Source organism: uncultured Mailhella sp. (assembly GCF_905187505.1).
Taxonomy (GTDB): domain Bacteria; phylum Desulfobacterota; class Desulfovibrionia; order Desulfovibrionales; family Desulfovibrionaceae; genus Mailhella.
Window position 1 is genome coordinate 1 of record NZ_CAJJIC010000010.1, and the last position, 26639, is coordinate 26639.

General features: G+C 58.4%; 40 protein-coding genes. 5 read left to right on the forward strand and 35 right to left on the reverse strand.

Going from position 1 to position 26639, the window contains the following annotated elements:
- Window positions 1-422: 422 nt before the first annotated feature.
- The 31 genes from rplQ to gap form a co-directional block, all read right to left on the reverse strand.
- Window positions 423-812: a 50S ribosomal protein L17 gene (rplQ, locus tag QZZ60_RS02190; RefSeq protein ID WP_294448100.1), complete on the reverse strand. Its 390-nt coding sequence runs from the start codon at window positions 810-812 to the stop codon at window positions 423-425.
- Window positions 802-1845, reverse strand: a complete 1044-nt coding sequence (locus QZZ60_RS02195; protein WP_295637220.1) for a DNA-directed RNA polymerase subunit alpha — start codon at window positions 1843-1845, stop codon at window positions 802-804. Before QZZ60_RS02195 ends, rplQ begins: the two co-directional genes overlap by 11 nt.
- Window positions 1846-1857: 12 nt before the next feature.
- Window positions 1858-2484: a 30S ribosomal protein S4 gene (rpsD, locus tag QZZ60_RS02200; RefSeq protein ID WP_294487570.1), complete on the reverse strand. Its 627-nt coding sequence runs from the start codon at window positions 2482-2484 to the stop codon at window positions 1858-1860.
- 26 nt (window positions 2485-2510) lie between these two features.
- Window positions 2511-2900, reverse strand: a complete 390-nt coding sequence (rpsK, locus tag QZZ60_RS02205; RefSeq protein WP_294487576.1) for a 30S ribosomal protein S11 — start codon at window positions 2898-2900, stop codon at window positions 2511-2513.
- A gap of 65 nt (window positions 2901-2965) precedes the next feature.
- Window positions 2966-3334 (reverse strand): 30S ribosomal protein S13, encoded by a 369-nt coding sequence (gene rpsM / locus QZZ60_RS02210; protein WP_077071437.1) that lies wholly within the window; start codon window positions 3332-3334, stop codon window positions 2966-2968.
- Window positions 3335-3352: 18 nt separating this feature from the next.
- On the reverse strand, window positions 3353-3466 hold the full coding sequence (rpmJ, locus tag QZZ60_RS02215) for a 50S ribosomal protein L36 (protein ID WP_005027799.1): 114 nt from the start codon (window positions 3464-3466) through the stop codon (window positions 3353-3355).
- 116 nt (window positions 3467-3582) lie between these two features.
- Complete coding sequence (gene map, locus QZZ60_RS02220; RefSeq protein ID WP_295637229.1) at window positions 3583-4383, reverse strand: type I methionyl aminopeptidase; 801 nt, start codon at window positions 4381-4383, stop codon at window positions 3583-3585.
- A 2-nt stretch (window positions 4384-4385) separates the two neighbouring features.
- A complete protein-coding gene (secY, locus tag QZZ60_RS02225) occupies window positions 4386-5666 on the reverse strand; it encodes a preprotein translocase subunit SecY (RefSeq protein WP_295637301.1) in 1281 nt (426 codons plus the stop codon).
- A 24-nt stretch (window positions 5667-5690) separates the two neighbouring features.
- Entirely contained in the window at window positions 5691-6164 is a 474-nt protein-coding gene (rplO, locus tag QZZ60_RS02230; protein ID WP_295637231.1) for a 50S ribosomal protein L15, read from the reverse strand.
- Window positions 6164-6340, reverse strand: coding sequence for a 50S ribosomal protein L30 (gene rpmD / locus QZZ60_RS02235; RefSeq protein ID WP_077071440.1), 177 nt, complete (start codon window positions 6338-6340; stop codon window positions 6164-6166). The genes rplO and rpmD overlap by 1 nt, the downstream gene beginning before the upstream one ends.
- Before the next feature lie 19 nt (window positions 6341-6359).
- Window positions 6360-6866: a 30S ribosomal protein S5 gene (rpsE, locus tag QZZ60_RS02240; RefSeq protein ID WP_295637234.1), complete on the reverse strand. Its 507-nt coding sequence runs from the start codon at window positions 6864-6866 to the stop codon at window positions 6360-6362.
- Between the two features lie 32 nt (window positions 6867-6898).
- On the reverse strand, window positions 6899-7258 hold the full coding sequence (rplR, locus tag QZZ60_RS02245) for a 50S ribosomal protein L18 (protein WP_294446865.1): 360 nt from the start codon (window positions 7256-7258) through the stop codon (window positions 6899-6901).
- Window positions 7259-7269: 11 nt separating this feature from the next.
- On the reverse strand, window positions 7270-7812 hold the full coding sequence (gene rplF, locus QZZ60_RS02250) for a 50S ribosomal protein L6 (RefSeq protein WP_295637237.1): 543 nt from the start codon (window positions 7810-7812) through the stop codon (window positions 7270-7272).
- A 44-nt stretch (window positions 7813-7856) separates the two neighbouring features.
- Window positions 7857-8237: a 30S ribosomal protein S8 gene (gene rpsH, locus QZZ60_RS02255; RefSeq protein ID WP_077071444.1), complete on the reverse strand. Its 381-nt coding sequence runs from the start codon at window positions 8235-8237 to the stop codon at window positions 7857-7859.
- A 27-nt stretch (window positions 8238-8264) separates the two neighbouring features.
- A complete protein-coding gene (locus QZZ60_RS02260) occupies window positions 8265-8450 on the reverse strand; it encodes a type Z 30S ribosomal protein S14 (protein ID WP_077071445.1) in 186 nt (61 codons plus the stop codon).
- A 10-nt stretch (window positions 8451-8460) separates the two neighbouring features.
- Complete coding sequence (gene rplE, locus QZZ60_RS02265; protein WP_294446857.1) at window positions 8461-9000, reverse strand: 50S ribosomal protein L5; 540 nt, start codon at window positions 8998-9000, stop codon at window positions 8461-8463.
- A gap of 13 nt (window positions 9001-9013) precedes the next feature.
- Window positions 9014-9334 (reverse strand): 50S ribosomal protein L24, encoded by a 321-nt coding sequence (gene rplX / locus QZZ60_RS02270; RefSeq protein WP_294487654.1) that lies wholly within the window; start codon window positions 9332-9334, stop codon window positions 9014-9016.
- An 11-nt stretch (window positions 9335-9345) separates the two neighbouring features.
- Entirely contained in the window at window positions 9346-9714 is a 369-nt protein-coding gene (rplN, locus tag QZZ60_RS02275) for a 50S ribosomal protein L14 (protein ID WP_077071448.1), read from the reverse strand.
- Window positions 9715-9744: 30 nt separating this feature from the next.
- Window positions 9745-10011: a 30S ribosomal protein S17 gene (gene rpsQ, locus QZZ60_RS02280; protein ID WP_294446855.1), complete on the reverse strand. Its 267-nt coding sequence runs from the start codon at window positions 10009-10011 to the stop codon at window positions 9745-9747.
- Between the two features lie 8 nt (window positions 10012-10019).
- On the reverse strand, window positions 10020-10211 hold the full coding sequence (gene rpmC, locus QZZ60_RS02285; protein ID WP_294446854.1) for a 50S ribosomal protein L29: 192 nt from the start codon (window positions 10209-10211) through the stop codon (window positions 10020-10022).
- Window positions 10208-10627 (reverse strand): 50S ribosomal protein L16, encoded by a 420-nt coding sequence (gene rplP, locus QZZ60_RS02290; protein ID WP_294446851.1) that lies wholly within the window; start codon window positions 10625-10627, stop codon window positions 10208-10210. The genes rpmC and rplP overlap by 4 nt, the downstream gene beginning before the upstream one ends.
- A complete protein-coding gene (gene rpsC, locus QZZ60_RS02295; RefSeq protein ID WP_294446848.1) occupies window positions 10627-11268 on the reverse strand; it encodes a 30S ribosomal protein S3 in 642 nt (213 codons plus the stop codon). The genes rplP and rpsC overlap by 1 nt, the downstream gene beginning before the upstream one ends.
- A 3-nt stretch (window positions 11269-11271) precedes the next feature.
- Window positions 11272-11610, reverse strand: coding sequence for a 50S ribosomal protein L22 (gene rplV, locus QZZ60_RS02300; RefSeq protein ID WP_077071453.1), 339 nt, complete (start codon window positions 11608-11610; stop codon window positions 11272-11274).
- 12 nt (window positions 11611-11622) lie between these two features.
- The gene (rpsS, locus tag QZZ60_RS02305; protein WP_077071454.1) at window positions 11623-11907 is read right to left on the reverse strand and encodes a 30S ribosomal protein S19; all 285 of its coding nucleotides are present in this window, start codon (window positions 11905-11907) and stop codon (window positions 11623-11625) included.
- A gap of 12 nt (window positions 11908-11919) precedes the next feature.
- Entirely contained in the window at window positions 11920-12750 is an 831-nt protein-coding gene (gene rplB / locus QZZ60_RS02310) for a 50S ribosomal protein L2 (RefSeq protein ID WP_295637246.1), read from the reverse strand.
- Between the two features lie 3 nt (window positions 12751-12753).
- Entirely contained in the window at window positions 12754-13041 is a 288-nt protein-coding gene (gene rplW / locus QZZ60_RS02315) for a 50S ribosomal protein L23 (protein ID WP_178579833.1), read from the reverse strand.
- A 24-nt stretch (window positions 13042-13065) separates the two neighbouring features.
- On the reverse strand, window positions 13066-13695 hold the full coding sequence (gene rplD / locus QZZ60_RS02320) for a 50S ribosomal protein L4 (RefSeq protein ID WP_294446843.1): 630 nt from the start codon (window positions 13693-13695) through the stop codon (window positions 13066-13068).
- A 23-nt stretch (window positions 13696-13718) separates the two neighbouring features.
- Window positions 13719-14348, reverse strand: coding sequence for a 50S ribosomal protein L3 (gene rplC / locus QZZ60_RS02325; RefSeq protein WP_294446842.1), 630 nt, complete (start codon window positions 14346-14348; stop codon window positions 13719-13721).
- Window positions 14349-14359: 11 nt separating this feature from the next.
- Window positions 14360-14677 (reverse strand): 30S ribosomal protein S10, encoded by a 318-nt coding sequence (gene rpsJ, locus QZZ60_RS02330; protein WP_077071459.1) that lies wholly within the window; start codon window positions 14675-14677, stop codon window positions 14360-14362.
- 780 nt (window positions 14678-15457) lie between these two features.
- Window positions 15458-17251: a TrkA family potassium uptake protein gene (locus QZZ60_RS02335; protein WP_295637254.1), complete on the reverse strand. Its 1794-nt coding sequence runs from the start codon at window positions 17249-17251 to the stop codon at window positions 15458-15460.
- 139 nt (window positions 17252-17390) lie between these two features.
- Entirely contained in the window at window positions 17391-18437 is a 1047-nt protein-coding gene (gap, locus tag QZZ60_RS02340) for a type I glyceraldehyde-3-phosphate dehydrogenase (protein ID WP_295637256.1), read from the reverse strand.
- A gap of 291 nt (window positions 18438-18728) precedes the next feature.
- Between gap and QZZ60_RS02345 the strand changes: the two genes are divergently transcribed.
- The 5 genes from QZZ60_RS02345 to tgt all read left to right on the forward strand — a co-directional run bounded on the left by QZZ60_RS02345 (window position 18729) and on the right by tgt (window position 23159).
- Complete coding sequence (locus QZZ60_RS02345; RefSeq protein ID WP_295637259.1) at window positions 18729-19283, forward strand: N-acetyltransferase; 555 nt, start codon at window positions 18729-18731, stop codon at window positions 19281-19283.
- A 23-nt stretch (window positions 19284-19306) separates the two neighbouring features.
- Window positions 19307-20326 (forward strand): ornithine carbamoyltransferase, encoded by a 1020-nt coding sequence (gene argF / locus QZZ60_RS02350; protein WP_295637261.1) that lies wholly within the window; start codon window positions 19307-19309, stop codon window positions 20324-20326.
- A gap of 354 nt (window positions 20327-20680) precedes the next feature.
- Window positions 20681-20893, forward strand: a complete 213-nt coding sequence (gene rpmB / locus QZZ60_RS02355; protein ID WP_178581515.1) for a 50S ribosomal protein L28 — start codon at window positions 20681-20683, stop codon at window positions 20891-20893.
- Between the two features lie 110 nt (window positions 20894-21003).
- The gene (locus tag QZZ60_RS02360; RefSeq protein WP_295637266.1) at window positions 21004-21993 is read left to right on the forward strand and encodes a rhomboid family intramembrane serine protease; all 990 of its coding nucleotides are present in this window, start codon (window positions 21004-21006) and stop codon (window positions 21991-21993) included.
- A 17-nt stretch (window positions 21994-22010) separates the two neighbouring features.
- Window positions 22011-23159: a tRNA guanosine(34) transglycosylase Tgt gene (gene tgt / locus QZZ60_RS02365; protein WP_295637269.1), complete on the forward strand. Its 1149-nt coding sequence runs from the start codon at window positions 22011-22013 to the stop codon at window positions 23157-23159.
- 115 nt (window positions 23160-23274) lie between these two features.
- Here the strand turns inward: tgt and QZZ60_RS02370 are convergent, their stop codons facing one another.
- Genes QZZ60_RS02370 through QZZ60_RS02385 form a run of 4 tightly spaced genes read right to left on the reverse strand, consistent with a single transcriptional unit; the run spans window position 23275 to window position 26634 of the window.
- Window positions 23275-24201 carry a M14 family metallopeptidase gene (locus QZZ60_RS02370; protein ID WP_295637271.1) on the reverse strand — a complete coding sequence of 309 codons (927 nt, stop codon included), beginning with the start codon at window positions 24199-24201 and terminating at the stop codon, window positions 23275-23277.
- The gene (locus tag QZZ60_RS02375) at window positions 24198-25136 is read right to left on the reverse strand and encodes a M14 family metallopeptidase (RefSeq protein WP_295637273.1); all 939 of its coding nucleotides are present in this window, start codon (window positions 25134-25136) and stop codon (window positions 24198-24200) included. The genes QZZ60_RS02370 and QZZ60_RS02375 overlap by 4 nt, the downstream gene beginning before the upstream one ends.
- Window positions 25133-25957, reverse strand: a complete 825-nt coding sequence (locus QZZ60_RS02380; protein WP_295637276.1) for a transglutaminase family protein — start codon at window positions 25955-25957, stop codon at window positions 25133-25135. The genes QZZ60_RS02375 and QZZ60_RS02380 overlap by 4 nt, the downstream gene beginning before the upstream one ends.
- Entirely contained in the window at window positions 25954-26634 is a 681-nt protein-coding gene (locus QZZ60_RS02385; protein ID WP_295637278.1) for an alpha-E domain-containing protein, read from the reverse strand. The genes QZZ60_RS02380 and QZZ60_RS02385 overlap by 4 nt, the downstream gene beginning before the upstream one ends.
- Window positions 26635-26639 lie beyond the last annotated feature (5 nt).

Here is a 26639-nt window from a genome sequence, read left to right on the forward strand (position 1 = left end):
ATCAGAACGGCAAAAGCAACGACCCCAAAAACACGTTTTTTCAGATTCATAACCCTCCACCGAGGTTGAAGGCATCTCTTGGCAAAAACGCGTCTGCAAAGACGCGGGAAAGCCTGCCGGGAAAGTCTCCCAGCCGCTATAAGTAGCCGCAATTGCCCGCCTGTGCAAGCCGTGCGCAGAGGCTCCGGGCCCCCGGAGCCTGAGAAGAATCCGTGGAAAACCGGAGAGCCTCAAAAAGGCTTCGCCCTGAAAACGAACGCCTGTTTTCTGAGAGCCTTCTCAGGGCAAGAAAGAAAAACTCACCGCCACAAGGGAAAGGGCTCCCTGAGACAATGAAGGGGGCGACGTTTCGGAAAACAGGCTTTTAATCAAAAAAAGGGAACCACCGCAGTGGTTCCCTCTGTGCGCTATGCAGAAAACGCTTACGCCTGAGCTTCGGCAGGAGCGTCAGCAGCCTGCTTGGTCAGTTCGATGATGGCCATCGGGGCGCAGTCGCCGCGACGGGGCATCGCAAGCTTCACCACGCGGGTGAAGCCGCCGGGGACGCCGGCGAAGCGGGGAGCGATTTCGTCAAACAGCTTCTGCACGAGCTGATGGCTGCCCAGTTCGCGGTAGGCGAGACGACGGGCGGCCACGTCGTTGCGACGAGCCAGAGTAATGAGAGATTCGACCACACCGCGCAGCTCCTTGGCCTTGACCTCGGTGGTGCGAATCCGGCCGTGCGTAAGCAGGGCCTTGGACATATTGCGAAGCAGAGCCTTGCGATGAGAAGGATTTCTGCTCAGTTTCTTACCAGAGTTGCTATGCCTCATGGTGCTGCTTCCTCTTCCATTCCTGGTATTTCTTATCGAAGGAGTCGACCTTCATGCCGAAATCAAGACCCATGTCGAGAAGGACGTTCTTGATTTCGTCCAAGGACTTCTTGCCGAAGTTCTTGGTCTTGAGCATTTCGTTTTCGGAACGCTGCACCAGTTCGCCGACCAGCGCGATGTTGGCGCTGCGCAGGCAGTTGGTGGCACGCACGGAAAGCTCAAGATCGTCGATGCTCTTGAAGAGATTTTCGTTGAATTCCCCGTTGTCGCAGGCGCCAAGACCGCTTTCGTCAGAGATGTGCTCGTCGAAGTTGATGAACACGGAAATCTGATCCTTGATGATCTTCGCGCTGTAGGCAATGGCGTCTTCAGGGGTAACGGAACCGTCCGTCCAGACCTCGAGGATCAACTTGTCGTAGTTGGTCATCTGGCCCACGCGGGCAGCCTCGATGGTATAGGCGACCTTGCGCACGGGAGAGAAGCTGGAGTCGAGCTTGATGATGCCGATTTCATCGGAGAGGCCTTCGTGCATGTCGGCGGGAACGTAGCCCTTGCCCATGCGGACCTCGAACTCAAGATTGAACTCCACGTCTTCCGTAAGCGTGGCGATGTGAAGTTCAGGGTTGAGCACGCTGACGTGCTGGTTGCCCTGAATGTCGCCGGCGGTCACTTCACCCTTCTTGTTCACGTTGAGGGTGACCGTCTGAGGAACGTCCGTATCCATCGCGAGACGCACCTGCTTGATGTTCAGGATGATGTCCGTCACATCTTCAAGCACGCCGGGGATGGTGGTAAACTCATGCTGTACGCCCGCAATTTTGACGGACACAAACGCTGCGCCCTGAAGGGATGCCAAAAGCACTCTGCGCAACGCGTTGCCGATGGTGGTACCGTAGCCGCGTTCCAGAGGTTCGCAGACGAACTTGCCGTACATGGTATCGGCAGGGTCGTTCTCGCGGACGATCTGTTCGGGCTTGACGAGCACCGCCCAGTTGCGGGCGTTGATGAGCCTGTTGGCTTGTTTGCTGAGCATGGGGGTTCCTGCTTATTTCGAGTAAAGTTCGACGATAAGGGATTCTTCGATGGGAGTCTGGATATCGTCGCGCTGGGGAAGTGCCTTGATCACACCCTTGAAGGACGCGCCGTCAACTTCCACCCAGGCAGGGCAGCCGCGGCGGGCGAGCACGTCCTGAGCGGCGGCGATGACGGGAATGTTGCGGTTCTTTTCCGGAACGGCGATTTCGTCGCCCACGCGGACCTGAAGGGACGGGATGGTCACCTTGTGGCCGTTGAGGGTGAAGATGCCGTGACGGACGAGCTGGCGGGCCTGGCTGCGGGAGTTGGCGAAGCCCATGCGGTACACGACGTTGTCGAGACGGCGTTCGAGGATGACGAGCAGGTTGGCGCCCGTCACGCCCTTGGCCATTTCGGCGTCTTCAAAATAACCGTGGAACTGCTTTTCAAGCACGCCGTAGATACGACGAACCTTCATCTTTTCACGCAGCTGCACAGCGTATTCGCTGAGCTTCTTGCGGGCGCGGCCATGCTGGCCGGGGGCGTAGGGGCGGCGGTCCTGAGCGCACTTGTCAGTGAAGCAACGGTCGCCCTTCAGAAACAGCTTGGTGCCTTCACGACGGCAAAGCCGGCATTTGGCGTCATTATATTTTGCCAAGGCTAGTTCTCCTTGTCTTCAAGGCGTTAGACGCGGCGCCGCTTGGGAGGACGGCAACCGTTGTGGGGAATGGGAGTCACGTCACGAATGAACGCGACCTTGAAACCGGCGGCGTTGATAGCGCGCAGAGCGGATTCACGGCCGGCGCCGGGACCCTTCACATACACACCCACAGTACGCATGCCATTGTCCTGAGCGCGACGGGCGGCGTTTTCGGCCGCAACCTGAGCCGCGAAGGGAGTGGACTTGCGGGAACCCTTGAAACCGCTCTGTCCAGCGGAGGACCAGCTCACGGTGTTGCCGCGAGTATCGGTGAAGGTAACGATAGTATTATTGAAAGAAGCCGCAATGTGGGCGATGCCCAGCGGAATGTTCTTCTTTTCCTTCTTTTTGACTGCACGTTTGGCTCTTGCCATCTTGCACTTCCTTGGAGCTATGGTGTCTCGATCAGCCGAAGATGGGCTGCATCAGATACAGCTTCCTACTTCTTTTTACCCACATTGCCACGACGCGGACCCTTGCGGGTACGAGCGTTCGTGTGAGTACGCTGACCATGGACGGGCAGACCACGGCGGTGGCGCAGGCCACGGTAGCAGCCAATATCCATCAGACGCTTGATATTCGAAGCCACTTCACGGCGGAGGTCGCCTTCCACCTTGTGGTTCGTTTCGATTTCCTTACGGACTTCGTTCACTTCATCGGCGCTGAGATCGTCGATGCTGCGGTTCCAGTCGACGCCGGAAGCAGCAAGGATTTCAAGGGCAGTAGCCCGGCCGATGCCATAAATATAGGTAAGTGCGATATCCGCTCTTTTACCACGGGGCAGTTCAATGCCTGCAATTCTGGCCACGTTAAGACTCCTGCAAGGTTAGCCCTGGCGCTGTTTATGCCGGGGGTTTTCGCAGATCACTCTCAAAACACCCTTGCGCCGGATAACCTTGCACTTAGGGCAGATTTTTTTGACGGACGGCCTGACTTTCATCGCTCACTCCGTTAGTTACTTTTCGATACACGATTACGGCGAAAAAATCGCCTGGAACCGTTTCTCTTATCTTGTTATCATCACCCTGTCAAGGACAGTGTTTCACGACGCGAAAATCACGGCCGGTAGTTTTCGGCCAGACTGAGTATCTCTGCTCCGTCGGGCCGGATGACCACGGTGTGTTCCCAATGGGCGGACAGACTCCGATCCTTCATCTTCGTCGTCCAGCCATCGGACATGATTTCCACCTCATGGGTGCCGATTGCCAACATGGGCTCGATGGCCAAAACCATGCCAGGTTTCAGCGGAGGTCCGCCCGGAACGCCGTCCATCATGCCGCCGCGTGGCACGAAGTTGGGCACTTCCGGCTTTTCGTGAAGGCTGGCGCCTATGCCATGCCCGACGAAATCACGGATCACATGGAGCCCTTCCATTTCGGCATGACGCTGCACCGCCGCCGAAATCGCATAGAGATTGTTGCCGGGGTGCGCCTCGGCGATTCCGAGTTCGAGGCAGCGCTTCGTCACGTCGGAAAGATGCCTGGCTTCGTCCGACACCTCGCCGCAGAACGCGGTGCGGGCGGAATCCCCGTTGAAACCCTTGTAATTCACGCCCATGTCAAAACTGACAATGTCCCCTTCCTTCAAGACGATGTCCTTTGAAGGAAAACCGTGAATGATGGTTTCGTTGACGGAACAGCACAGCGCAAAAGGATAACCGCAGTAATTGAGGAAGTTGGGCACGACGCCCATGTCGCGGCACATCTTGCGGGCCAGCTCGTCGAAAAATATGGTGGGAACGCCGGGACGCACGTTGGCCACCAGTTCGTCAAGAATGGTCGCCGTCATGCCGTTGGCAACGCGCATGAGTTCGATCTCATGCTCATTCTTGATAAAAATGCCCCGAAACTTTTTCATGCCTATCCCTTTCTTGCTTTGCTCATGAGGCCTTCATACTGCTGGGAGATGAGGTGGGATTCCACCTGGCCCATGAAGTCGATGGCCACGCCGACGAGAATCAGAAGGCTGGTTCCGCCGAAGTAGAAAGGCACATTGAACTGGGCAATCAGCAGCATGGGCAGCACGGAGATGATGGATATATAGATGCCGCCCCACAAGGTAAGACGAGTAAGCACGTTGTCGATGTATTCACGGGTCTTGTCGCCGGGACGGATGCCCGGAACGAACCCGCCTGCCTTCTTCAGGTTCTCCGCAATATCCTTGGGGTCAAAGATGATGGCGGTATAGAAGAAGCAGAAGAAGAAGATCAGCGCCACGAAGATGATGTTGTACACAATGGAGGTCGGCTGGAACCACGACACGACTCTCTGCAGCCACTCTGCGGTGGAGAAACCGGCCACCGTCGCCGGGAAGAGCAGAAGGCTCTGGGCGAAGATGGGAGGAATAACACCGGCGGTGTTGATGCGCAGAGGCAGGTGGGTGGTCTGACCGCCGTACATCTTCCGGCCAATCTGACGCTTGGCGTACTGGATGGGTATCCTGCGCTGAGCACGCTCAACGAACACGATGCCCACGGTGACGGCCAGCATCATGACAAGGATAAAGATGGCAAAGAGCACATTCATGTCACCGGCCTTAATCAGCTGATAGGAGCGCATGAGAGCACTCGGTATGCCGACGACGATACCGGAGAAGATGATGAGCGAAATGCCGTTCCCTATGCCTTTGGCGGTAATCTGCTCGCCGAGCCACATGATGAGGATGGTACCTGCCGTCAGCGTGACGATGGTCACCAGACGGAATTCCCAGCCGGGATTCATGACGACGGGAGCGTTCTCAGGGCTGACCATGCCTTCAAGAAGAGCGGCGATGCCGAAGCCCTGTATAAGGGTTATCGCGACAGTGAGGTATCGCGTGTACTGCGTAATCTTGCGTCTGCCGGCCTGTCCTTCCTCCTTGGCCATGCGCTTGATATCCGGGCTCACCACCTGCAGAAGCTGCAGGATGATGGACGCCGAGATGTAAGGCATGATGCCGAGGGCGAACACGGAAACGTTTCTGAGACCGCCGCCGGAGAACATATCGAGCAGAGCAAAAACCGAACCCTGCATACTGGCGAAAAAGTGAGACAGCGCGCCGGCATCAATGCCAGGCACAGGGACATGGACCCCCACCCTGTACATACACAGGATGAAAAGGGTCCATGCCAGCTTTTTACGCAGCTCAGGCATTTGCGCCATTTTGTCCACGCCGTTCGCCACGTCTTATTCCTCGGTGGTAGCGGGTTCTTCGTCGGCAAGAAGTTCCTTCACTTCACCGCCGGCCGCAAGAATCTTCTCACGGGCGGACTGGCTGAAGCGGAAGGCTTCGATGCTGACGGGACGGGTCACTTCGCCTTCGCCGAGAATCTTGACGAGAGCGCTCTTGACCAGCCCACGGCTGTAGATGTCTTCCAGGGTGATTTCCTTCTGGTCGGGGAAAGCCGCGAGAAGACGGTCGAGGTTAATGACTTCGTAGGTCACCTTGAACAGATAGTTCTTGAAGCCACGCTTGGGCAGACGGCGCTGCAGGGGCATCTGACCGCCTTCGAAACCGGGACGGACACCGCCGCCGGAACGGGCGTTCTGGCCCTTGTGGCCCTTGCCGGAAGTGCCGCCGAGGCCGGAACCGGCGCCGCGGCCGACACGCTTGCGGCCCTTGCGTTCTTCAGGGAAAGGATACAGATCGTTAAGTCTCATTATGCAATGACCTCAACCAGGTGGGACACGCTGGCGATCATGCCGCGGGTGGCGGCGTTATCCTTAAGGGTTTTTTCCATCTCACGACGGCGCAGGCCCATGGCGTCCAGAACCTTCTTCTGGGCAGGGGTCGTGCCGATGCGGCTTTTGATGAGCTTCACCTTGATTTCAGACATGGTAATCTACCTTATGACCCTACTTGCGGGGGGCTTCCAGTTTCTTACCGCGCACTTCGGACACTTCTTCGGCGCTGCGCAGAGAGCTCAGGCCGGCCACGGCGGCGCGAAGGACGTTGTGCGGGTTGTTGGTGCCGATAGCCTTGGCGAGCACGTCGGTGACGCCGGCGGCTTCCATGACGGCGCGGACGGCGCCGCCGGCGATAATGCCGGTACCACGGGAGGCGGGCTTCAGGAGGACGCGGCCGGCGCCGAAGCGACCGAGCACTTCATAAGGCAGAGTGCCTTCCACCAGGGGAATCCGAACCATGGACTTGCGGGCACGTTCGGTAGCCTTGCGCAGAGCTTCAGGAACTTCCTGAGCCTTGCCGAGGCCGTAGCCCACATTGCCCTTGCCGTCGCCAACGACGATGAGGGCGCTGAAGCTGAAACGACGGCCACCCTTCACGACCTTGGCAACACGGTTCAGACTAACGATCTTTTCAATGTAGCCGGAATCCTGCTGCGTTTGCTGCTGCTGTTCCATATTTATCCTGCTCTTGTTGTCCGATTGGACCACTAGAATTCGAGGCCGCCTTCACGGGCGCCTTCGGCAACAGCCTTCACGCGACCATGATACAGATAGCCGTTACGATCGAAGACAACCTTATGGATGTCCTTCTCCAGGGCCAGGCGGGCAATTTCCTTGCCCACGCGTTCTGCACCGGCCTTGTTGCAGGAAGCCTTCTCACCGCCCTTGGAGAGAGCGAGAGTGGAGGTGGCTACCAGCGTGTTGCCGGAGGCATCATCCACAACCTGGGCGTAGATATGCAGGTTGGAACGGTACACAACCAGACGAGGTCTTTCGACCGTGCCGGAAATCTTCTTCCGGATATGCACCTTGCGGCGCTTCCGGCTTTCATTCTTGGAAAGAATCATGTCCGTTACCCCTATTTGCCCTTGCCGCCGGACTTGCCGGCCTTGCGACGGATGATTTCGTTTTCATACTTGATGCCCTTGCCCTTGTAGGGTTCGGGCTCGCGCACACGGCGGACGCGGGCGGCAAATTCACCCACCAGTTCCTTATCGATACCGGAAATGGTGAGCTTGGTGCCTTCCGCCTTGGCTTCCAGACCCTTGGGAAGCTCAAGCAGCACGGGATGGGAGTAACCGACGGAAAGGTCAATGATGTTGCCCTTCACGGCCACCTTGAAACCCACACCGATGACTTCGAGAGTCTTGGAGAACCCCTTGCTCACACCTTCCACGCAGTTGGCGATGAGGGTACGGCGCAGGCCGTGCTGAGCGTTGCTCTCGCGGGTGTCGTCCTTGCGGGTGATGGTGAGATGACCATCGGCGAGTTCGTAGTTCAGCAGGCTGCAAATCGGAGTCTGCAGGGTCCCCTTGGGGCCTTTCACTTCGACCATATCTTCACCCAACTTAACTTCCACGCCCTTGGGAAGCTCGATGGGCTGTTTACCTATTCTCGACATATGTATTCTACCTTGGCTGAAGGTCAACGGCAGTTACGCCGCGATCACCAGACTTCGCAAAGAAGTTCGCCGCCAGTCTTGTCCGCATGGGCGGTCATGCCGTCCAGAACGCCACGGGAAGTGGACAGGATGCAGATGCCAAGACCATTCTGAACGCGGGGAATCTGATGAGCGCCCACATAGACACGGCGACCAGGCTTGCTGATGCGCTTGAGGCCCGTAATGGCCGGACGCCCCTTCACATACTTCAGCGCAATGGTGATGTTACGGTCATCGACGGTAACATCTTCCACATAGCCTTCCTGCTTGAGGATGGACGCCATGGCTTCCTTCATCTTCGAGCGCGGCACACTTACTTCCTTGTGAAGGGCCAGGTGTGCGTTGCGGATACGCGTGAGCATATCGGCAATGGGATCGGTCAACATGGTATAACTCCTGAAAGTTAGCTGGGACTACCAGCTGGATTTGCGGACGCCGGGCAGTTCGCCGTTCAGCGCCTTTTTGCGGAAGCAGATACGGCACAGGCCGAACTGACGCATGAAAGCATGGGGACGACCGCACACAGGGCAGCGATTGTAAGCGCGAACAGCAAACTTGGGCTTGCGGGCGGCTTTTACTTTAAGAGCAGTACGAGCCATTGCTCACTCCTTACTTGCGGAAAGGCATGCCGAGCTGCTCGAGCATCAGCTTGCTTTCCTTGTCCGTGGTTGCGGAGGTCACGATGGTGATGTTCATACCCACGGGGTTTTCCACACGGTCGGATTCCATTTCGGGGAAAATGGTGTGTTCCTTGATACCGAGGGTGAAGTTGCCACGACCATCGAAGCCACGATCCGGGATGCCGCGGAAGTCGCGGACGCGGGGCATGGCGAAGTTCATGAGTTTGTCAAGGAAGTCCCACATGGCGTCCTTGCGCAGGGTGACGCGCACGCCGATGGGCATGCCTTCACGCAGCTTGAACGCGGCAATGGACTTCTTGGCGCGGGTGACTACGGCCTTCTGGCCGGCAATGGCGGTCAGGTCGGCCACGCAGTCGTCGATCAGCTTCTGGTTCTGGTTGGCAGAACCAAGACCGATATTCAGGGAGATCTTCTCGATCCCAGGGATCTGCATAGGAGACTTGTAAGCAAACTCCTTCTGCAATGCCGGGACCACCTTCTCACGGTATATCGTTTCCAGACGGGTCATCGTCGTTCACCTTCTAGAGGGTTTCGTTGCACTTCTTGCAGAAACGGACTTTCTTCCCGTCTTCGGTCACCCGATAACCAACGCGGGTGGGCTTTGCACAGTGCGGGCAAACCACCATCAGGTTGGAGACGTGGATAGGCATTTCCTTTTCAACGATGCCGCCGGCTTCGCGCTTGTAGGGGTTGGGGCGCACGTTGCGCTTCACAACGTTCACCTTCTCAACCAGAATGCGGTCGGACTTGCGCAGGACCTTCAGAACCTTGCCGATCTTGCCTTCGTCCTTGCCGGCGATCACCATCACCTTGTCGTCTTTATGAATACGAAACTGTTTCATAGCCTTGGCTCCTACAGCACTTCAGGGGCAAGGGACACGATCTTCATGAAGTTGCGGGCGCGAAGTTCGCGGGCAACGGGTCCGAAGATACGGGTACCCACAGGTTCACCCTGCTTGGTCAGAAGCACGGCGGCGTTCGTATCGAACTTGATGTAGGAACCGTCGGCGCGGCGCACTTCCTTGGCGGTACGCACGACCACGGCTTCCATGACATCGCCCTTCTTCACCTTGGCGTGGGGGATGGCGTCCTTCACGGACACCATGATGATATCGCCCACCGTGGCATAGCGACGGTGAGAGCCGCCCAGCACCTTGATGCAGGCCACTTCCTTGGCGCCGGAGTTGTCGGCCACCTGGAGTCTGGATTCTACCTGGATCATAGTGTTTCCTTTTAGTCAGCCCGAATGGGACTAGACGGCCTTTTCAAGCACGGACACCAGGTGCCAGCGCTTGTTCCGGCTCATGGGCCGGTATTCCACAATCTTGACCTTGTCGCCGATGCCGCACTCATTCATAGGATCGTGGGCGGTGAACTTCTTGCGCCGACGAATGTACTTCTTGAGAAGCGGATGCTGAACCAGAGTTTCAACGAGGACGACAATGGTCTTGTCGCACTTGTCGCTGATCACAGTTCCGACGAGCGTTCTGCCGTTGCGCTGTTCGATTGCGCTGTTCATATCCGCTCCTAGTTCTTCGCGGCCGCGGCCAGAGCCGTCAGCACACGGGCAATATCTTTCTTGGTGGCCGGAATGGACGCCGTCTTTTCCAACTGAGCAGTGGCATGCTGGAAGCGCAGGTTGAAAAGTTCCTGACGCAGTTCAGTCAGCTTCGCCTGGAGCTGCTCGACGCTCATTTCGCGAACTTCCTTCATTTTCATTCGAAGGCCCCCTCTCTCACCACGATCACAGTCTTCACAGGCAGCTTGTGGCTGGCCAGCGTGAGGGCGCGCTTGGCGAGTTCAAGGTCGACACCCTTGATTTCATACAGCACGCGGCCGGGCTTGACCGGTGCGCACCAGCCCACAGGGGCACCCTTACCGCTACCCTGACGAGTGGCCAGAGGCTTGGCGGTCACGGGATGATCGGGGAACACCCTGATCCAGACTTTGCCGCCGCGGCGGATGTGGCGCATCATGGCGATACGGGCGGCTTCAATCTGCTGACTGGAAAGCTTGCCATGTTCGACAGCCTTCAGGCCAATTTCACCAAACGCGATGGTAGCGCCACGGTTGGCCGGGCCACGCAGGCGGCCTTTCTGCCACTTGCGGAATTTAATTCTCTTGGGAGCAAGCATTATTGTTCAACCTCTTTATCAAGGATTTCACCCTTGTAAACCCACGCCTTGATGCCGATGAGGCCATAGGTGGTGTGGGCTTCGGCAAAACCGAAGTCGATGTCGGCACGCAGGGTCTGAAGCGGCACGCGGCCGTCACGATACCATTCGGAGCGGGCGATTTCGGCACCGGCGAGACGGCCGGCGCAGGAAATCTTGATGCCTTCGGCGCCGAACTTGCGGGCCATCTGCACGGTGCGCTTCATGGCACGGCGGAAGGCGACGCGGCGTTCCAGCTGCATGGCGATGTTTTCGGCAACGAGCTGAGCTTCGATTTCAGGACGGCGGATTTCGTTCACTTCGAGGGTGAAGTCACGGCCGAACTTCTTCTTGAGGTCAGCGCGAAGCTTTTCAATTTCCGCGCCCTTGCGGCCGATGACGATGCCGGGACGGGCGGTGGAAAGGATGAGGCGGATGCGTCCGCCGAAACGTTCGATCTCGATTCTGGCAACACCGGCGCTGTAGAGAAGCTTCTTCACGTACTTGCGGATGTTGTGGTCTTCAAACACGAAGGAAGCGTATTCCTTCTTGCTGAACCAGCGAGACTGCCAATTCTTATTATATCCCAAACGGAAGCCGTAAGGATGTACTTTCTGACCCATAGCCTATTCCTGTCCTTCCGCGAGAATTACGGTAATGTGGCTGGTACGCTTGCGAATGTGCATAGCACGACCCTGAGAACGAGGCATGAAGCGCTTCCAGGTGGGGCCTTCGTTGACCACCACGTCCTTGACGTACATGGAGTCCACATCAATGCCAGGGAACTGGGAGGCGTTGGCCAGCGCCGAACGAACCACTCCGTAAAGAACACCGGCAGGCTTGTTGGGCGTGAACTTGAGCTGGTTCAGGGCATCTTCCACAGGAAGACCCTTGATGTTCTGGGCAACCAGACGGGTCTTGCGGGGAGAAACGCGCTGAAACTTGCAGATTGCTTTCGATTCCATGAACGTTACTCGCTATTTTTTGACCGCTTTCGTCTTCTTGTCCGCAGCGTGGCCGTGGAACGTACGAGTGGGCGCGAATTCGCCCATCTTGTGACCGACCATGTTTTCCGTCACGAAGACCGGGATGAACTTCTTGCCGTTGTGCACGGCGAACGTCAAACCAACCATTTCAGGCAGAATCATGGAACGGCGGGACCAGGTCTTGATGACCTTGTGGTCGTTGCTGGCAACGGCCGCGTCTACCTTCTTCATGAGGCTGCCGTCCACAAAGGGACCTTTTTTAAGAGATCTGGGCATGTCCGGCTCCTCTTACTTCTGACCGCGGCTCTTGATGATGAGACGGCCGGAAGGCTTCTTCTTTGCGCGGGTCTTGTAGCCCTTGGTAGGAATGCCCCAGGGAGTCACAGGATGACGACCACCGGAGCTGCGACCTTCACCACCACCCAGAGGATGGTCGACAGGGTTCATCGCGACGCCGCGGACCTTGGGACGACGGCTCAACCAGCGGTTGCGGCCGGCCTTGCCAAGGCTGATGTTTTCATGCTGCACGTTGCCGACCTGACCGACGGTGGCGATGCAGGTGGCGAGCACCTTGCGAACTTCACCGGAAGGCAGGCGGAGGATGACATACTTGCCGTCCTTGCCCACGAGCTGGGCATAGGTGCCGGCGGCACGGCACATCTGGCCGCCGCGGCCGGGATGCATCTCGATGTTGTGCACGTTGGTGCCCACGGGGATGCGGTTCAGGGCAAGAGCGTTGCCGGGCTTGATGTCGGCCTTGTCGCCGGCTTCAATCACGTCGCCCTGCTGAATGCCCACGGGAGCGAGAATGTAGCGCTTTTCACCGTCGGCATAGGTCAGAAGAGCGATGCGGGCGGTACGGTTGGGATCGTATTCGATTTCAGCGACGCGGGCGGCGATGCCCATCTTGTCGCGCTTGAAGTCGATGATGCGATACAGGCGCTTATGACCGCCGCCACGGCGACGGCTGGTAACGCGGCCGTTGTTGTTGCGGCCGCTCTTCTTGGTAAGACCTTCGGTGAGAGACTTTTCCGGCGTGGATCTGGTGATCTCAGCGAAGTCGGACACAGTCTGGAAACGACGTCCAGCCGAGGTCGGTTTCATCTTCAGAACAGCCATTGACTAGACTCCCTCGAAGAAATCGATTTTGTTGTCAGCGGCGAGGGTCACATAGGCCTTGCGATAGCCCGGGATGCGGCCCTTCACGCGGCCCTGGCGCACGCGACGGCGCGGCTTGACCGTAATGACATTGACATTCGTGACCTTGACCTTGAAGGCTTCTTCCACTGCCTTACCGATCTCGATCTTGTTGGCCTTGGTATCGACGAAGAAGGCATACACGCCTTCTTCACGAAGGGCGGTGGCCTTTTCGGTCACCACGGGCCGAAGAAGAATTTTCGTGTAATCCATGTCCATTCCTTTCAAGGCGAGCGACTACTTCAGTCTCTCTTCCAGATGGGGCAGAGCACCTTCCAGCACCACGAGCTGCTTGCAATTGAGCACATCGTACACAGTCACGGCATCGGGGGTGACGAGGGTGATACCAGGGAGGTTGCGGGCGGCGAGAGCGAGCGTGGGATTCACGCCGTTTTCTTCGGGAGCGGCCACCACGAGAGCCTTGGTCAGACCAAGGTTCTTGGCAACGCCGGCGAAGAGCTTCGTCTTGGCTTCGGCAAGTTCAATGCCCTTGACCACCTTGAGGCCGTCGGCCACGCGGGAGGAAAGAGCCATGCGCAGAGCCAGAGCGCGCACCTTCTTGTTGACCTTGAAGCTGTAGTCACGCGGCTGGGGTCCGAAGATGATCGCGCCACCACGCATGATGGGCGAACGGTTGGAACCCTGACGCGCATTGCCAGTGCCCTTCTGCTTGAAGGGCTTCTTGCCACCGCCGGACACGAAGGCACGGGTCTTGGCGGCGTGAGTACCGGCACGCTGGGCGGCGCGATAGGCACGAACCACAAGGTTCAGAATCTCCGGCCTCACTTCGACTTCGAACACTTCGGGAGCGAGGGTGACTTCCCCGGCTTCCTGATTGTTCTGATCGTATACTTTCATAACAGCCATTGCTTCATCTCCTGTGTTGCGCACTACTGCTTGCGCACCAGCACCAGACCGTTCTTCGGTCCGGGCACGGCACCCTTGATAAGGATGACGTTATCCTCGGGGCGAACTTCCACGATCTTCAGGCCCTGCGTGGTAACGCGCTCGGCGCCCCACTGACCGGCCATCTTCTTACCCTTGAACACATGTCCGGGGAAGGTGTTGTTACCGATGGAACCACCGGAACGATGCACCTTTTCGTCGCCATGGCCATCGTCCATGCCATGGAAGTTCCAACGGCGCATAACGCCCTGATAACCTTTACCAATGCTGGTACCCGTCACCTTCACGGTGTCGCCGGCGGCGAACACTTCGGCGGTGAGGACCTGGCCGACTTCAACGGCGGCCGGTTCGGCGAGACGGATCTCGCGAACTTCGCGGCAGGGAGCCACGCCGGCCTTGGCAAAGTGACCGCGCATAGCCTTGGTCACCTTCTTTTCAGCCACTTCTTCAAAGGCGATCTGAAGAGCGTTGTAGCCGTCGTTTTCCACCGTCTTTACCTGGGTCACGGGGCAGGGACCTGCCTTGACCACGGTAACGGCAACAGCGCTGCCGTCATCGGCGAAAATACGGGTCATGCCCAGCTTTCGTCCAATAATACCCATTTTTTCAGACATGACGCCCCTCTCTAGAGCTTAATTTCCACATCCACGCCGGCGGGCAAGGAAAGCTTGCCCAGAGCGTCCACGGTCTGCTGCGTGGGGTCGAGGATGTCCATAAGGCGCTTGTGGACCCTCATCTCGAACTGCTCACGGGACTTCTTGTCCACATGGACCGAGCGCTGAATCGTGTACTTGTGAATGTTGGTGGGCAGAGGAATAGGCCCAGCCACACCAGCGCCGGTATTGCGCGCAGTGTCCACGATTTCCGCCACAGCCTTGTCCAGGATGCGGTAATCGTAAGCCTTAAGCTTGATACGGATACGATCACTGCCAACTGTCGTCATTGCGAATCTCCATTTTCTGGCAAACCCGCTCCGGCTGATCCCTGTCGGAGTATTTCAGCCGGAGAATCCACCGCCGAAAGGGCGGCTGACCGGGCAAGGAGCCGGTCATTTCATGAGGCACTCTTACGCTCACCTTGCGTGAAGAAGCGCCCTTCGTTCCTACACCTAAAGTCAGGCAACGACCAAAAACGCCTTTGAAAAAGCATCAAAGTCGTTCGGCTCATGGATATGTATGCGGGGGATAAAGAGAAGAACGGAACCAATGGCAACCGTTCGAGCCCTGCAAAAGTCCATACTAGCCGATCCTGGTCGCCAACCTGGCCTGTCCGGAAAGTTGCTTTCCGTCAAACAGGTGGTCCCGCAGGAGCCAACACACACCCGGCGCATGGATTGCCCATCCACCGGAAAACCTTGCAATCCGCGAAGTCCCGGATTGTTGCGGTCTGACATCTTAGGCATGTGCGACGCCTGCAAATGTCAAAACCCTGATCGAATGCTCAGAGTACAGCAGGACAGATTCCATCTGCCCTTCCCTGCCGTCCAGGGAAATGCCCATAACATGGGCGAGGTCTATTTGTAGCTTTCAAGGCCCCGGCAGTCAAGTTTTTTTTAAAAAATTTTCGTTTTTCTCCGCCCCGGGAGCGCTGCGGAGAAAAAAGTCATTTTATTAAGCATCATGCGCGGTTAAATCCGCCGTGCATGGAAGGCTCCGCGCGAAGGCCGCCCCTTCGCAGCCGGACGACATTCCTTTCCGAAAAAAAATTTCCGGTCCGGCGCGCATCAGGCAAACCAGCCCTGTCCCGGCTCATGGCGCGACTCATCGCCGCATGTGGGATCGCATTCCCGCTCCAGATGGCCTCTGTCCGGCCAGTAGGCCTCGTAATAGGCCGTTTCCGAAGCCGCGTCGCCGATGAGAAAAAGTTCGTCCGCGGCCTGAAATTCCCGCAAGGGATCGGGGTTCACCAGCATTTCTCCCCGTGCCGTCTTCACGGCCACCACGTTGCAGCGCAGATTCCTGCGTATGCCGCTGTTCACGAGATTCTTTCCCGCCAGCCCCTCGCCGGCCACGGCCCGGAAGATGTTGAGACCCTCATTGAGCATGAACACCCTGCCCGGCTCCAGAAGATTGATGATCTGGCTGGACACCATGGACGCCAGCGAAAGCACGAGATCCGCGCCCGCCATGTGCAGGACGTGCACGTTGCGGTCGAGATTGGTGCGCGTGATGATCTGCACGTCGGGGCGCAGTCTGCGGCAGTAGATGGTCAGGTAGATGTTGGTGTCGTCGTCGTGCGTGGTGATGAGAATGGAGGGCGAAGTCTTGATGCCGGCCTGCTCCAGCGTGAACGGATCGGAAGCGTCCCCCACCTGCACGCGTATGCCCGGTATGCGCGAGGCGATGTTCGAACGGTCCACCACCACCACGTCGAGGCCTCGGGCTTTCAGCTCCATGGCCGCGGCGGTGCCCACGCGTCCGCCGCCGATGACCAGCACGGGAGCGCGTCCCGCAGGCTTCGTCTCCTCCGTCTTTTCCCGCGCAAGCTCACGGGAGAATGCGGCCATCTGTTCCTTCGAACCCGCCATGACCAGCACCTTGTGCTCCGCAAGCACGGTGTCCGGGCCGGGATGCTCGAACACGCCGTGATCCCAGAGCCCCACGACGTTGACGCCCGTTCTGCCGCGCAGATTGCTTTCCTTGAGCGTCATGCCGGAAAGGGAGGTCTGCTTCACCGGCGCCTCGGCGATGACAAGAGGGCCGAAGGTCACGAGGGGACTCACGCTGAGCTTGTCGGTGATGACGCGGCGGGTGAGGGAGCGGCCCAGAGACTTGCGGAACTGGAACACCGAGGAGCAGCCGGCGAGCTTGAGAATGTCGATGGACTCATCCTTTTCGGCACGGGACACCATGGGCACGTTCTTGTCGAGTTCACGCAGGGTGAAGGCCACGTTGATGTTGCGCACGTCGGTGTCGAGAGCCACCACAAGTCTCGCATTCTGGGCATGAAGTCCCCGGTAGACCTCAACGTCGTCATAGTCGCCGACCACGGCGTGCAGCCCCAGATCCATGAGATCCAGCGCCTGCTGGGTGGTGGCGCACAAAAGCACGCTGTGGAATCCGTAGCGGGAAAGCACCTGCGCAAGGTTGCGCGCCACGGGGCTCACGCCCACGATGATGACGTGATTGCGCGCCGATGCGGGAAGACTGTGCTGCACTTCCTTCTTCTTCTGCGCCTCGAGCCACGGCGTGTAGACGAACTGGATGAACGATGAAGGCAGAACAATGAGCAGTCCCACGATGCCCGTGAGCAGCACCACGATGGAAAACGCCCGTCCCAGATCGGAATTGAAGGTGATGTCGCCGAATCCCAGCGTGGACATGACGGTGAGCGTCCAGTACAGGCCGGTTATCCAGGAGTAGTCACGTCCCTCATATTCCATGATGTAGTGGAACATGACGCTGAACACGGCCACGAACACGGTAAGGATGAAGATGACGCGAAAGAAGTAGCCGAAGTTCCTTCGCGCGCCCTTCCCCTGGCTCAACAGAGAAAACTGACTGGGAAAAAATTTCATGGCGGCAGTATGCCCCGAGCGTTCCGTCTAAGCAAGAGTTCGCAAAAGGCCGCCGCCCCTTTTCGGGAGCGGCGGCCTGTCTGTTTGCCGGTTGCGCCTCACGACGCGAATCCGATATTCCGCTGCCGCGGAGCCGGTCTTAGAGACCCTTGCTCTGCATGTAGTGGATGAGGTCGGTCACGCGGACGGAGTACGCCCATTCGTTGTCGTACCAGCTCACCACCTTGGCGAGGGTGCCGTCCTGCACGGTGCAGTATTCGGATTCCACGATGGAGGAACGGGAATCACCCTTGAAGTCCATGGACACGAGGGGAAGGTCGTTCACGCCGAGAATGCCCTTGAGGTAGGTCTCGGAAGCGGCGCGGAAGGCGTTCACCAGGGTTTCGGTGTCGGTGGACTTTTCAAGAATGGCGGAGAAGTCCACGATGGACACGGTGGGAGTGGGCACGCGCAGGGCATAGCCGGAGAAGCGACCCTTGAGGGAAGGAATGACTTCGGCCACGGCCTTGGCTGCGCCGGTGCTGGTGGGAATGATGTTCAGAGCGGCAGCGCGGGCGCGACGCAGGTCCTTGTGGGGCAGGTCGAGGATGCGCTGGTCGTTGGTGTAGGAGTGCACGGTGACCATGTTGCCGAGCTTGAGGCCGAATTCCTGATGCATGACCTTGGCCACGGGAGCGAGGCAGTTGGTGGTGCAGGAGGCGTTGGACAGAATGTTGTGCTTGGCGGGATCGTACATGTCCTGGTTCACGCCCATGACCACGGTGAGGTCAGGCTGCTTGGCGGGAGCGGAAATGATGACCTTCTTGGCGCCGCGTTCCAGATGAACGGCGGCCTGAGGAGCGCTGCGGAAGATGCCGGTGGATTCCACCACCACGTCCACTTCCAGGGCCTTCCAGGGCAGGTTGTTGGGGTCGCGCTCGGCAAGGCAGGCCACGTTCCAGTCGCCGACCTTCACCATGGTGCAGTCGACGCCGCCCACGGAGGTCTTTTCGGAAGCCACTTCGCAGGTGAAGGCGGAGGGGCCGTAGGAGGTGTCGTGCTGGAGCAGATGGAAATTGGTATTGGCGTCCATCAGGTCATTGATGGCGACGATTTCGGCGCTGTCGGCATACTTGCCGTACATGGCGCGGAAGACCTGACGACCGATACGGCCGAAGCCGTTGATAGCAACTCTTACCTTTTTCATAATTCCTTTCCTTTGCCCGGATGATCGGGACTTTCGGTGAATGTCTCGCAACATGACGCAAAAGCATGCGGACGGATCAGCCTCCTCCGTCCGGCGTCGGGAGCATTCTGCCACCGTGTTTAAAAAATCACAAGAGCGGGAGTCAGCATAGCAGAATCCCTCATGGCGCGCAAATGCTTTCTGAATGCGCCCATGCCGGGAAAAACGGCCCGGGAGCGCTCAAACCCTTGCCAAACGCGGGTAAACGGCGCTATTTTTTCTGACTCATCTTATTTTCAGAGGGGGATCCCCATGCATCGTTTCGCTTCCGCTCCGCAGGCGGCCGTTTCCGGCGAACAGTCCATGCTGCCCGACATCAGCGGTCTGTCGCTTCCGGAAAACATTGCGAGCCGCAAGGCCAGAATACAGGACGTGGACGGCATGTCCAATCTCATCAACGAGTTCGCCTCCGCCCGCATCATGCTGGCCCGGGGCCCGCTGTATCTCTATCAGAACATCCAGGACTACAGGGTCATCACCGCCACGATGGACGGCAGGGAAATCGTGCTTGCGTGCGGCGGCCTGCACGTTCTGTGGGAAGACCTCGCCGAAGTGCGTTCCGTGGCCGTGCATCCCCAGCTTCAGCATAAAGGCATAGGCCGTCTGCTCGTGCAGGATCTCATTGAAGACGCCCGCAATCTCGGCGCCGCCCATGTGTTCACCTTCACGCTGGCCCCGGGATTCTTCTCATCCCTCGGCTTTTCTGCCGTGGATCGCGACACGCTCTCCCCCGTGGTGTGGGCCGAGTGCAGCAAGTGTCCGAAATTTTATAAATGCGACGAAGTCGGCATGATGCTGCACTTCTGATGCCATCATTCAAGGAGTCTCCCATGATCAACCTCAAGAATCGTGACTTTCTGAAAATCGCCGACTTCAGCAGGGAAGAGCTCGCCTACCTTCTCCGTCTCGCCGCCCGCCTTAAGAAGCTGCGCAAGGACGGCAAGGAGCCGCAGTTCCTCAAGGGCAAGAACGTGGCTCTGGTGTTTGAAAAAACCTCCACCCGCACGCGCTGCGCCTTTGAAACCTCCCTTTACGACCAGGGCGCGCACGCCACCTATCTTTCCGACGGTTCGCAGATAGGCAAGAAGGAATCCATGGCCGACACCGCCCGCGTGCTCTCCCGCATGTACGACGGCATCGAATACCGCGGCTACGGTCAGAACATCGTGGAAAAGCTGGCCGAGTTCTCCCCCGTTCCCGTGTGGAACGGACTCACCAATGAAGCGCATCCCACGCAGATTCTCGCGGACTTCCTCACCATGACCGAGCACTGCGACAAGCCGCTTCACGAAATCACCTTCGCCTACCTCGGCGACGCCCGCTACAACATGGGCAACTCCCTCATGATGGGCGCGGCCAAGATGGGCATGAAGTTCCGTTCCGTGGCCCCGGCCTCGCTCCAGACCAGCGACGAAATCTACAACATGTGCCTTGCCGAAGCCGAAAAGTCGGGCGCCGAAATCGTGCGCACCGACAACGTGGCCGAAGGCGTGAAGGGATGCGACTTCGTCTATACCGACGTGTGGGTCTCCATGGGCGAGCCCGACGAAGTCTGGAAGGAACGCATCGAACAGCTTCTGCCCTACCAGGTCAACGCCCGCGTCATGGAACTCACCGGAAACCCCGACTGCAAGTTCATGCACTGCCTGCCCGCCTACCACAACCGCGAAACCGCCGTGGGCGAATCGATCTACCAGAAGTTCGGCCTCGACGCCTTGGAAGTGACGGAAGAAGTCTTCGAGTCTCCCCGCTCCATCGTCTTCGACGAAGCCGAAAACCGCAAGCACACCATCAAGGCCGTCATGGTCGCCACGCTTGCCGACGTTCCTCCCATCTTTTTTGAAGACTAGGAAAAGCGGGGGAAGAAGAAAACCCTTTTGAAAAAGGGCCCTCCTCCTTCCCCCGCTCCCCATCCTCCTTCCGAAAACTTTTAAATGGCGCTCGGGAGGATCATCGTTGCTCTCCAGAGCCACGCCTTTTCCATGCCGCCTCAGTCATCATTCAACCTGTTGCCATAACTCATATTTAATGATTTTCGACAGCAGGCGCAGCTTCCCGGAACCCCGGTGCAGCCCGGAACGCTTCCCCTTTTTCACTTGCCTTTTTTTCAAATACAGGCTATTGCTAGCAGTCCTTACGATACAAAAGGTATCGAATTTCAGCAGCATTCCGCCCCACACGGGCTTTTTTATGGAGGATATACCATGGGTAAACAGTGTGAAATCTGCGGCAAGAAAGCTCAGGTGGGTAACCTTGTGAGCCATTCCAATATCAAGACCAAGCGTCGCTTCAACCCCAACCTGCAGGCTGTCCGCCATCAGGAAGCCGACGGCACCGTGCGCACCATCAACGTGTGCACCCGCTGCCTCCGTTCCGGCGCCGTGGTGAAGCCCGTCGTCAAGAACGACGCCGAATAATCAGGCTTGCCGATCTTTCCAAAGGCGGGGATAACATCTCCGCCTTTTTTTGATTAATAATTCCCTGCAGCCGTTCGCCATCCCGTCGACGACCGCAACGACAGGTTCTCATGAACGACATCAGCGCTGCCTTCCGCCATCGCCCGAAAAGCCACATCGGTCTGTGGCGTCGTTCTCTGCGCGTGCCGGAAGGCTGGCGCGTGGTGGACTTCCGCGGCCCCGGACACATGGGACGCGCACTGCCCGCCCTGGGAACAAGGCAGATGGAACTTCTGCGTCTCGTGCTCGACTCCCGGGACATCCCCTACATCATAACGGGACACGGCTCCCAGACGCGCGCCTTCGTGCCCGCCATGTTCGAGGACGTGGCCCGCGCCGAACTTTCCGCCGTGGCAGAGGAAAAAAAGCCGGATCTCCGCCCCGTCCCCCAGCGCCGCAACGCGCACTGGGCCATGCTCGTCATGCTGTTTCTCATATTCTGGTACGGGCTCTGCATGGGCTGGTGGCCCCTGCCCTTCGAACATCTGCCCGATCCGGAGTACTGGGTGCGCTGCGGCAAGCTCAACGTGACCGAAGTGCGCAACGGCGAATGGTGGCGCACGGCCACGGCCCTCACGCTGCACGCCGACACGCTTCATCTGTTCAGCAACGTCGTTTTCGGCTCGCCCTTCCTCATTCTGCTCGCCCGACGCATCGGTCTCGGCCTCACGCTTTTCGCAACGCTCGCCTCAGGAATGCTCGGCAATGCCATGAACGTTCTCTACCGCGACCCCGGATATTCCAGCCTCGGATTCTCCACGGCCATGTTCGGCATGATGGGTCTTCTGTGCGCCGACATCGTCGTCCGCTCGCATCTTCAGGGATTCCGGCGTCTCGTGCTTCCCGTGGCGGCAGGTCTCGCCTTTCTGGCCATGCTCGGTGCGGAAGGCAGAAACGTGGACTATTCCGCCCATATTTTCGGTCTTGTGTCCGGCTTCATCATCGGACTTGCCGTAAGCTTCGCCTTGCGGCATCATGACGGTCTTCCCCGCCCGCTGGAAATCGCGCTCGGCTGCGCCGCGCCTCTCATCCTGCTGCTGTGCTGGGATCTCGCACTTTAACCCTTTTCGAGGCATCCATGGACAAAGCTCCCGGCACCTTTGAACTTCTGGGCAAGGACGGCAACGCCCGCGCCGGCCTGCTTCATACCGCGCACGGCGTCATAGAAACCCCCATCTTCATGCCCGTGGGCACGGTAGGCAGCGTCAAGGCCCTCGCTCCCGACGATCTCAACGCCATAGGTGCGCAGATCATTCTAGGCAACACCTACCACCTGTATCTGCGTCCGGGAGACGAGCTCGTGGCCCGGCGCGGAGGCCTGCATGAGTTCATACGCTGGAACAAGCCCATCCTCACGGACAGCGGCGGCTTTCAGGCCTTCAGCCTGAGCAAGCTGAACAAGATGAAGGCCGACGGCGTGGAGTTCCGTTCCCACATCGACGGATCGAAGCACATGTTCACGCCGGAAAAGGTCATCTCCATCCAGCGCAACCTGAATTCCGACATCATGATGCCGCTCGACGTGTGCCTCGGCTACGGCGCCACCTATGAGGAAGCCGAAAAAGCCGTGAAGCGCACCACGGAATGGGCACAGCGCTGCCGGGACGCCTATCCCGCGGGAAGCGCGGGCAATCTTCTGTTCGGCATCGTGCAGGGCTGCACCTTCCCCGAGCTGCGCGAGGCTTCGGCAAGGCAGCTCATGAACATAGGCTTCGAGGGCTACGCCATCGGCGGCCTTGCCGTGGGCGAACCCAAGAATCTCATGATGAAGAACCTGCGCGTACTCAACCCCGTGCTGCCGCAGGACAAGCCCCGCTATCTCATGGGCGTGGGCACGCCGCTGGACATCCTGCACGGCATAGAAGCCGGCGTGGACATGTTCGACTGCGTGCTGCCCACCAGAAACGCCCGCAACGGTACGCTCTACACCTCGGAAGGCAAGATCAACATCAAGCGCCTCCAGTACGCCGAAGACGACAGTCCCCTCGATCCGAAGTGCAGCTGCTACACCTGCCGCACCTTCAGCAAGGCCTATCTGCGCCACCTGTACGTGAGTCAGGAGCTGCTCGCCTTCCGCCTCAACTCGCTGCACAACCTCACCTACTTCCTCGACATGGTGCGCGGTGCGAGAAAGGCCATTCTTGAAGGACGTTACGCCGAGTTCAAGGCACAATACGAAGCCAAATACCCCGAGGAAGACGCGCTCTTCGACGCGCCGGAACTTTAAATATCAAGGGCGCTCCCCACAGGGAGCGCCCTTCCTTTTTCTTCAGACTGCCGTCCGACATGTCCGGGAACAGGACGGCATCCGAAAATGCCGGCCTGACGCAACAGGATTGCGCTCAGCTGGCAATGAGCCTGAACAGCATGGAATTTTCCAGCACCAGCGGGCGCGTCTGCATGAAGAACACGGTCCCGTCCGCCGGAGCACGGACCTCCCAGCGCACGGAACCGTCGTAAGGATCGAGAATGCTCGCAAGACGCTGATGACGACGAACAAGGTCGTCGGGCTTGCACAGGCAGTACATGATGCCTGCACGGCAGGCCTTGACGTTGATGAGATCCTCTTCCTGCACCACCTGGGAATGGTATCCCGGATGGGAACGATGCCTGATCATGCCGTGCAGCGCCATAAAGCGCAGAATGGCGGAAAGGCTGTCATCGGCCGTGGTCACGTCGATGACGCCGGTGTGCCCGGCATAGACGGAAAAGGCCTGAGTTTCCCATATCTGCCAGTTGTAGTTCAGCGTGGTGGTGTCTATGGGCAGAGGATTGCGCACCAGCGTATAGGGAAGGCCGAAGCCCTGAGCAAGCTCCACGTCCTCATAGCCGGTATGCATCATGCGGACATGGGGAATGAAGTCTCCCGCCAGATAATAGCTCGCGAGCTGCACGCCGAACTGATAGCCCTGAATATGCTCGAACAGCGCGGCGGCTATGCGCTGCGTGGTCTCGCCGAGCGCGTAGCCGGGGAACATGCGGTTGATGTCGGTATTGTCCATGGCCCAGAAGCGCTTGCCTATGTTCATGGCAAAGGGATTGGCCGAGGGAATGATGAGAATCTCATGCCCGGGCATGAGCTCTCCCCTCTCCTCCAGATCCTGAAGCGTATGGACAAGACGCGAACAGACAAACTGCTGCTGCAGCTCGTCGCCGCGCATGGCTCCCACCACGGCCAGACTTTTTTTGCCCGAACCGAAGCGGAATCCGTGAATGCGGAACTCGTCGCGGAACGGAGACGGCATGACGAAAAGACGTTCACGTTTCATGCGTTGTCCTCCCTGTAGACGCGCGCCAGCAAAGACCCCTCATACACGACGGGGTAGGCCCGTATGGTAAAGACGAACCCCGGCTTGTCCACGGCCACCTCCTGCAGCACCACGCCGCGCAGGGGATCGACGATGCGGCCTATGGACTGTCCGGCCTCAACTTCGTTGGACTGCCGGATAAGCGGAATGAACACGCCCGAGGCGGAAGCGTTGATGAACTCCACCGAGCCTCTGGTGGAAAGAATGGTTCGATGTCCGGCCGGAGGTTCGGGAACGTCCCCCTTCCATACGCCGAGATGCCGCATGAGATTCAGTATGCCCCCCACGAGCTGATCACCGTAGCTCTTGGTGATGCGCATGCCCACGCCCATCTCCACCACCAGCGTGGGCGTGTCCAGGGCGTTGAGCGAATAGGCCAGCGTGGCTTCCAGCACGGTGGCGGCCTCATGCACCCAGAGGAAGTCAAGATTCAGATACTTGGCCAGAGGAACGAGCTTTTCCGCCGTCAGCTGATTGATGCGGACCTGCGGCACCTCGTACAGAAAAATGTTGCTGGAATGAATGTCCAGCACCAGATCGGCGCCCTTCAGATCCTCAATGATGTTGTAGGCCGTATTTTCCGCCATGCTGCCCCGGGGATCGCCGGGAAAGATGCGGTTCATGTCCAGATCGAAATTGGGGATGCCCCGCGTGATGGAGTCGATGCCCAGAGGATTGAGCGCGGGATAAATTTCCACGGTGCCGTCCAGGCACTCGGGATGCTCCTGAAGAATGCTGCCGATGCGATAGCAGATGTACTGCCCTTCCAGCTCGTCGCCGTGAGTTCCGGTGACGATGCAGATGCGTTTTTTCCCGGAGCCCGACGAAATGCTGTTCTTGCGGATGAGCAGGTGCTCATCGACGGGAAGCTCCGTGGAGATGACGGTTTTTATCATGCTTCTTCCACTTTGATGTCTAAGGTGTTCTGTTGCGAGGCCCTGCCGCTGAACACGCCCCGATTCACGGAGCAGTCGGCGCTGTCGCGGCCGTGGGCCACCTTGATGCAGCCGTAGCAAAGCAGACGGTTGTTGGTGGGATCAAGCGCCCGCCACACTCCCTGATCGAAGAACTCCACCCATGCGTGCGTCGCCCCTTCGCCGACGAGATAGCCGCAGGCATACCGTGCCGGAATACCGCACGAACGCAGCAGGGCGATCAGCACGTGAGCATAATCCTGACAGACGCCACGCCTCAGAGCAAAGGCCTGAGCCGCGGTGGTATTCACCGTGGTGACGCCGGGAGCGTAGGTCATGTATGCATGAACGGCGCTGCACAGCGAAAGCGCCCTGTCGGCAACGGGTCCGCCGGGCAAAAGCTCCTCCGGCCGGTCTTCCTTTCCGACGAAGGACTGCCCGGCAAAGCGTTTCATCTCCCCGTCGGGGAGCGTGAGCGCGGTATGTTCCAGAAACATGCCGTGCGCCGTGCCGCAAATTCGATACGGCGTCTGCCTTACCACACCTTCGGAAACAATGCTGAAACGCAGATGCGCTTCCGATACATACCCCGTCTGCACGGCGTTGCCGAAAGCATCGCGGCTGAAGCAGACGGACAGCACGACGTCGCGGCCGTCTTCGTGCATGACGGCCGCGCGCATCTGCACCCGCTCGGCATGCTGAAAGGACTCCTGCCTCGGCATGCAGCGCAAAAGCCAGGAATGCGCGGAAACCGGAGAGGAAAAAGTAATGGTGCTTTCGTAACGATAAAAGAACTGCTTCATACCAGGACCAGGGAGTTCAACGAACAGAGCACGTCGGGAATCTTATTCCCGTAATCGCGCCCGTCGGAGAATATCTCCCTGAGCCTGTTTCTGCAACGTTCATCCACCATGTCTTCAATATGCCCCAGCCGGTGGTCCAGGCTTTCCCACTCCGCGGCCACGCGTTTGAAAGGATAGTCGAACCTTGAATACATATCAATATATTCCACATGCTTGCCGATAAAAAGCATATCCAGAGTGGCAATATTGGTTACATGCTGGAACACGGAACCCCAGAAGGCAAGAATATAGTCGGTGACAGGCTGAAGACGAACGATGTTGATGTCATGCTTGTGGCGGCAGTGATTCAGCGTGGCCATGCAGAGATTCACATAGCTGATGGACGCCGTGGTAAGCTCTTCGCGCAGGACGATGCTGTTGTCGTTCAGGCATTCCAGGCAGTACAGAAGAGATCCCGGCGTATTCTCGAACAGATGCTGATACAAAAATGTTTCTCTGTCGGAAGGGCAGTTGACGAGGGAAAGTTTCCGGCAATAAATCTGAAGCGCATCTTCCCGGCCTTCATCCAGACACAGGTCATAATACCGACGCAGAAAATGGAGCTGCGCGAAAAGGCGCTCGGCATAGCGCCCCAGCCAGAAAAGATGGTTCGCCTTGGCGGGAGATATGGAAGACATGGCGT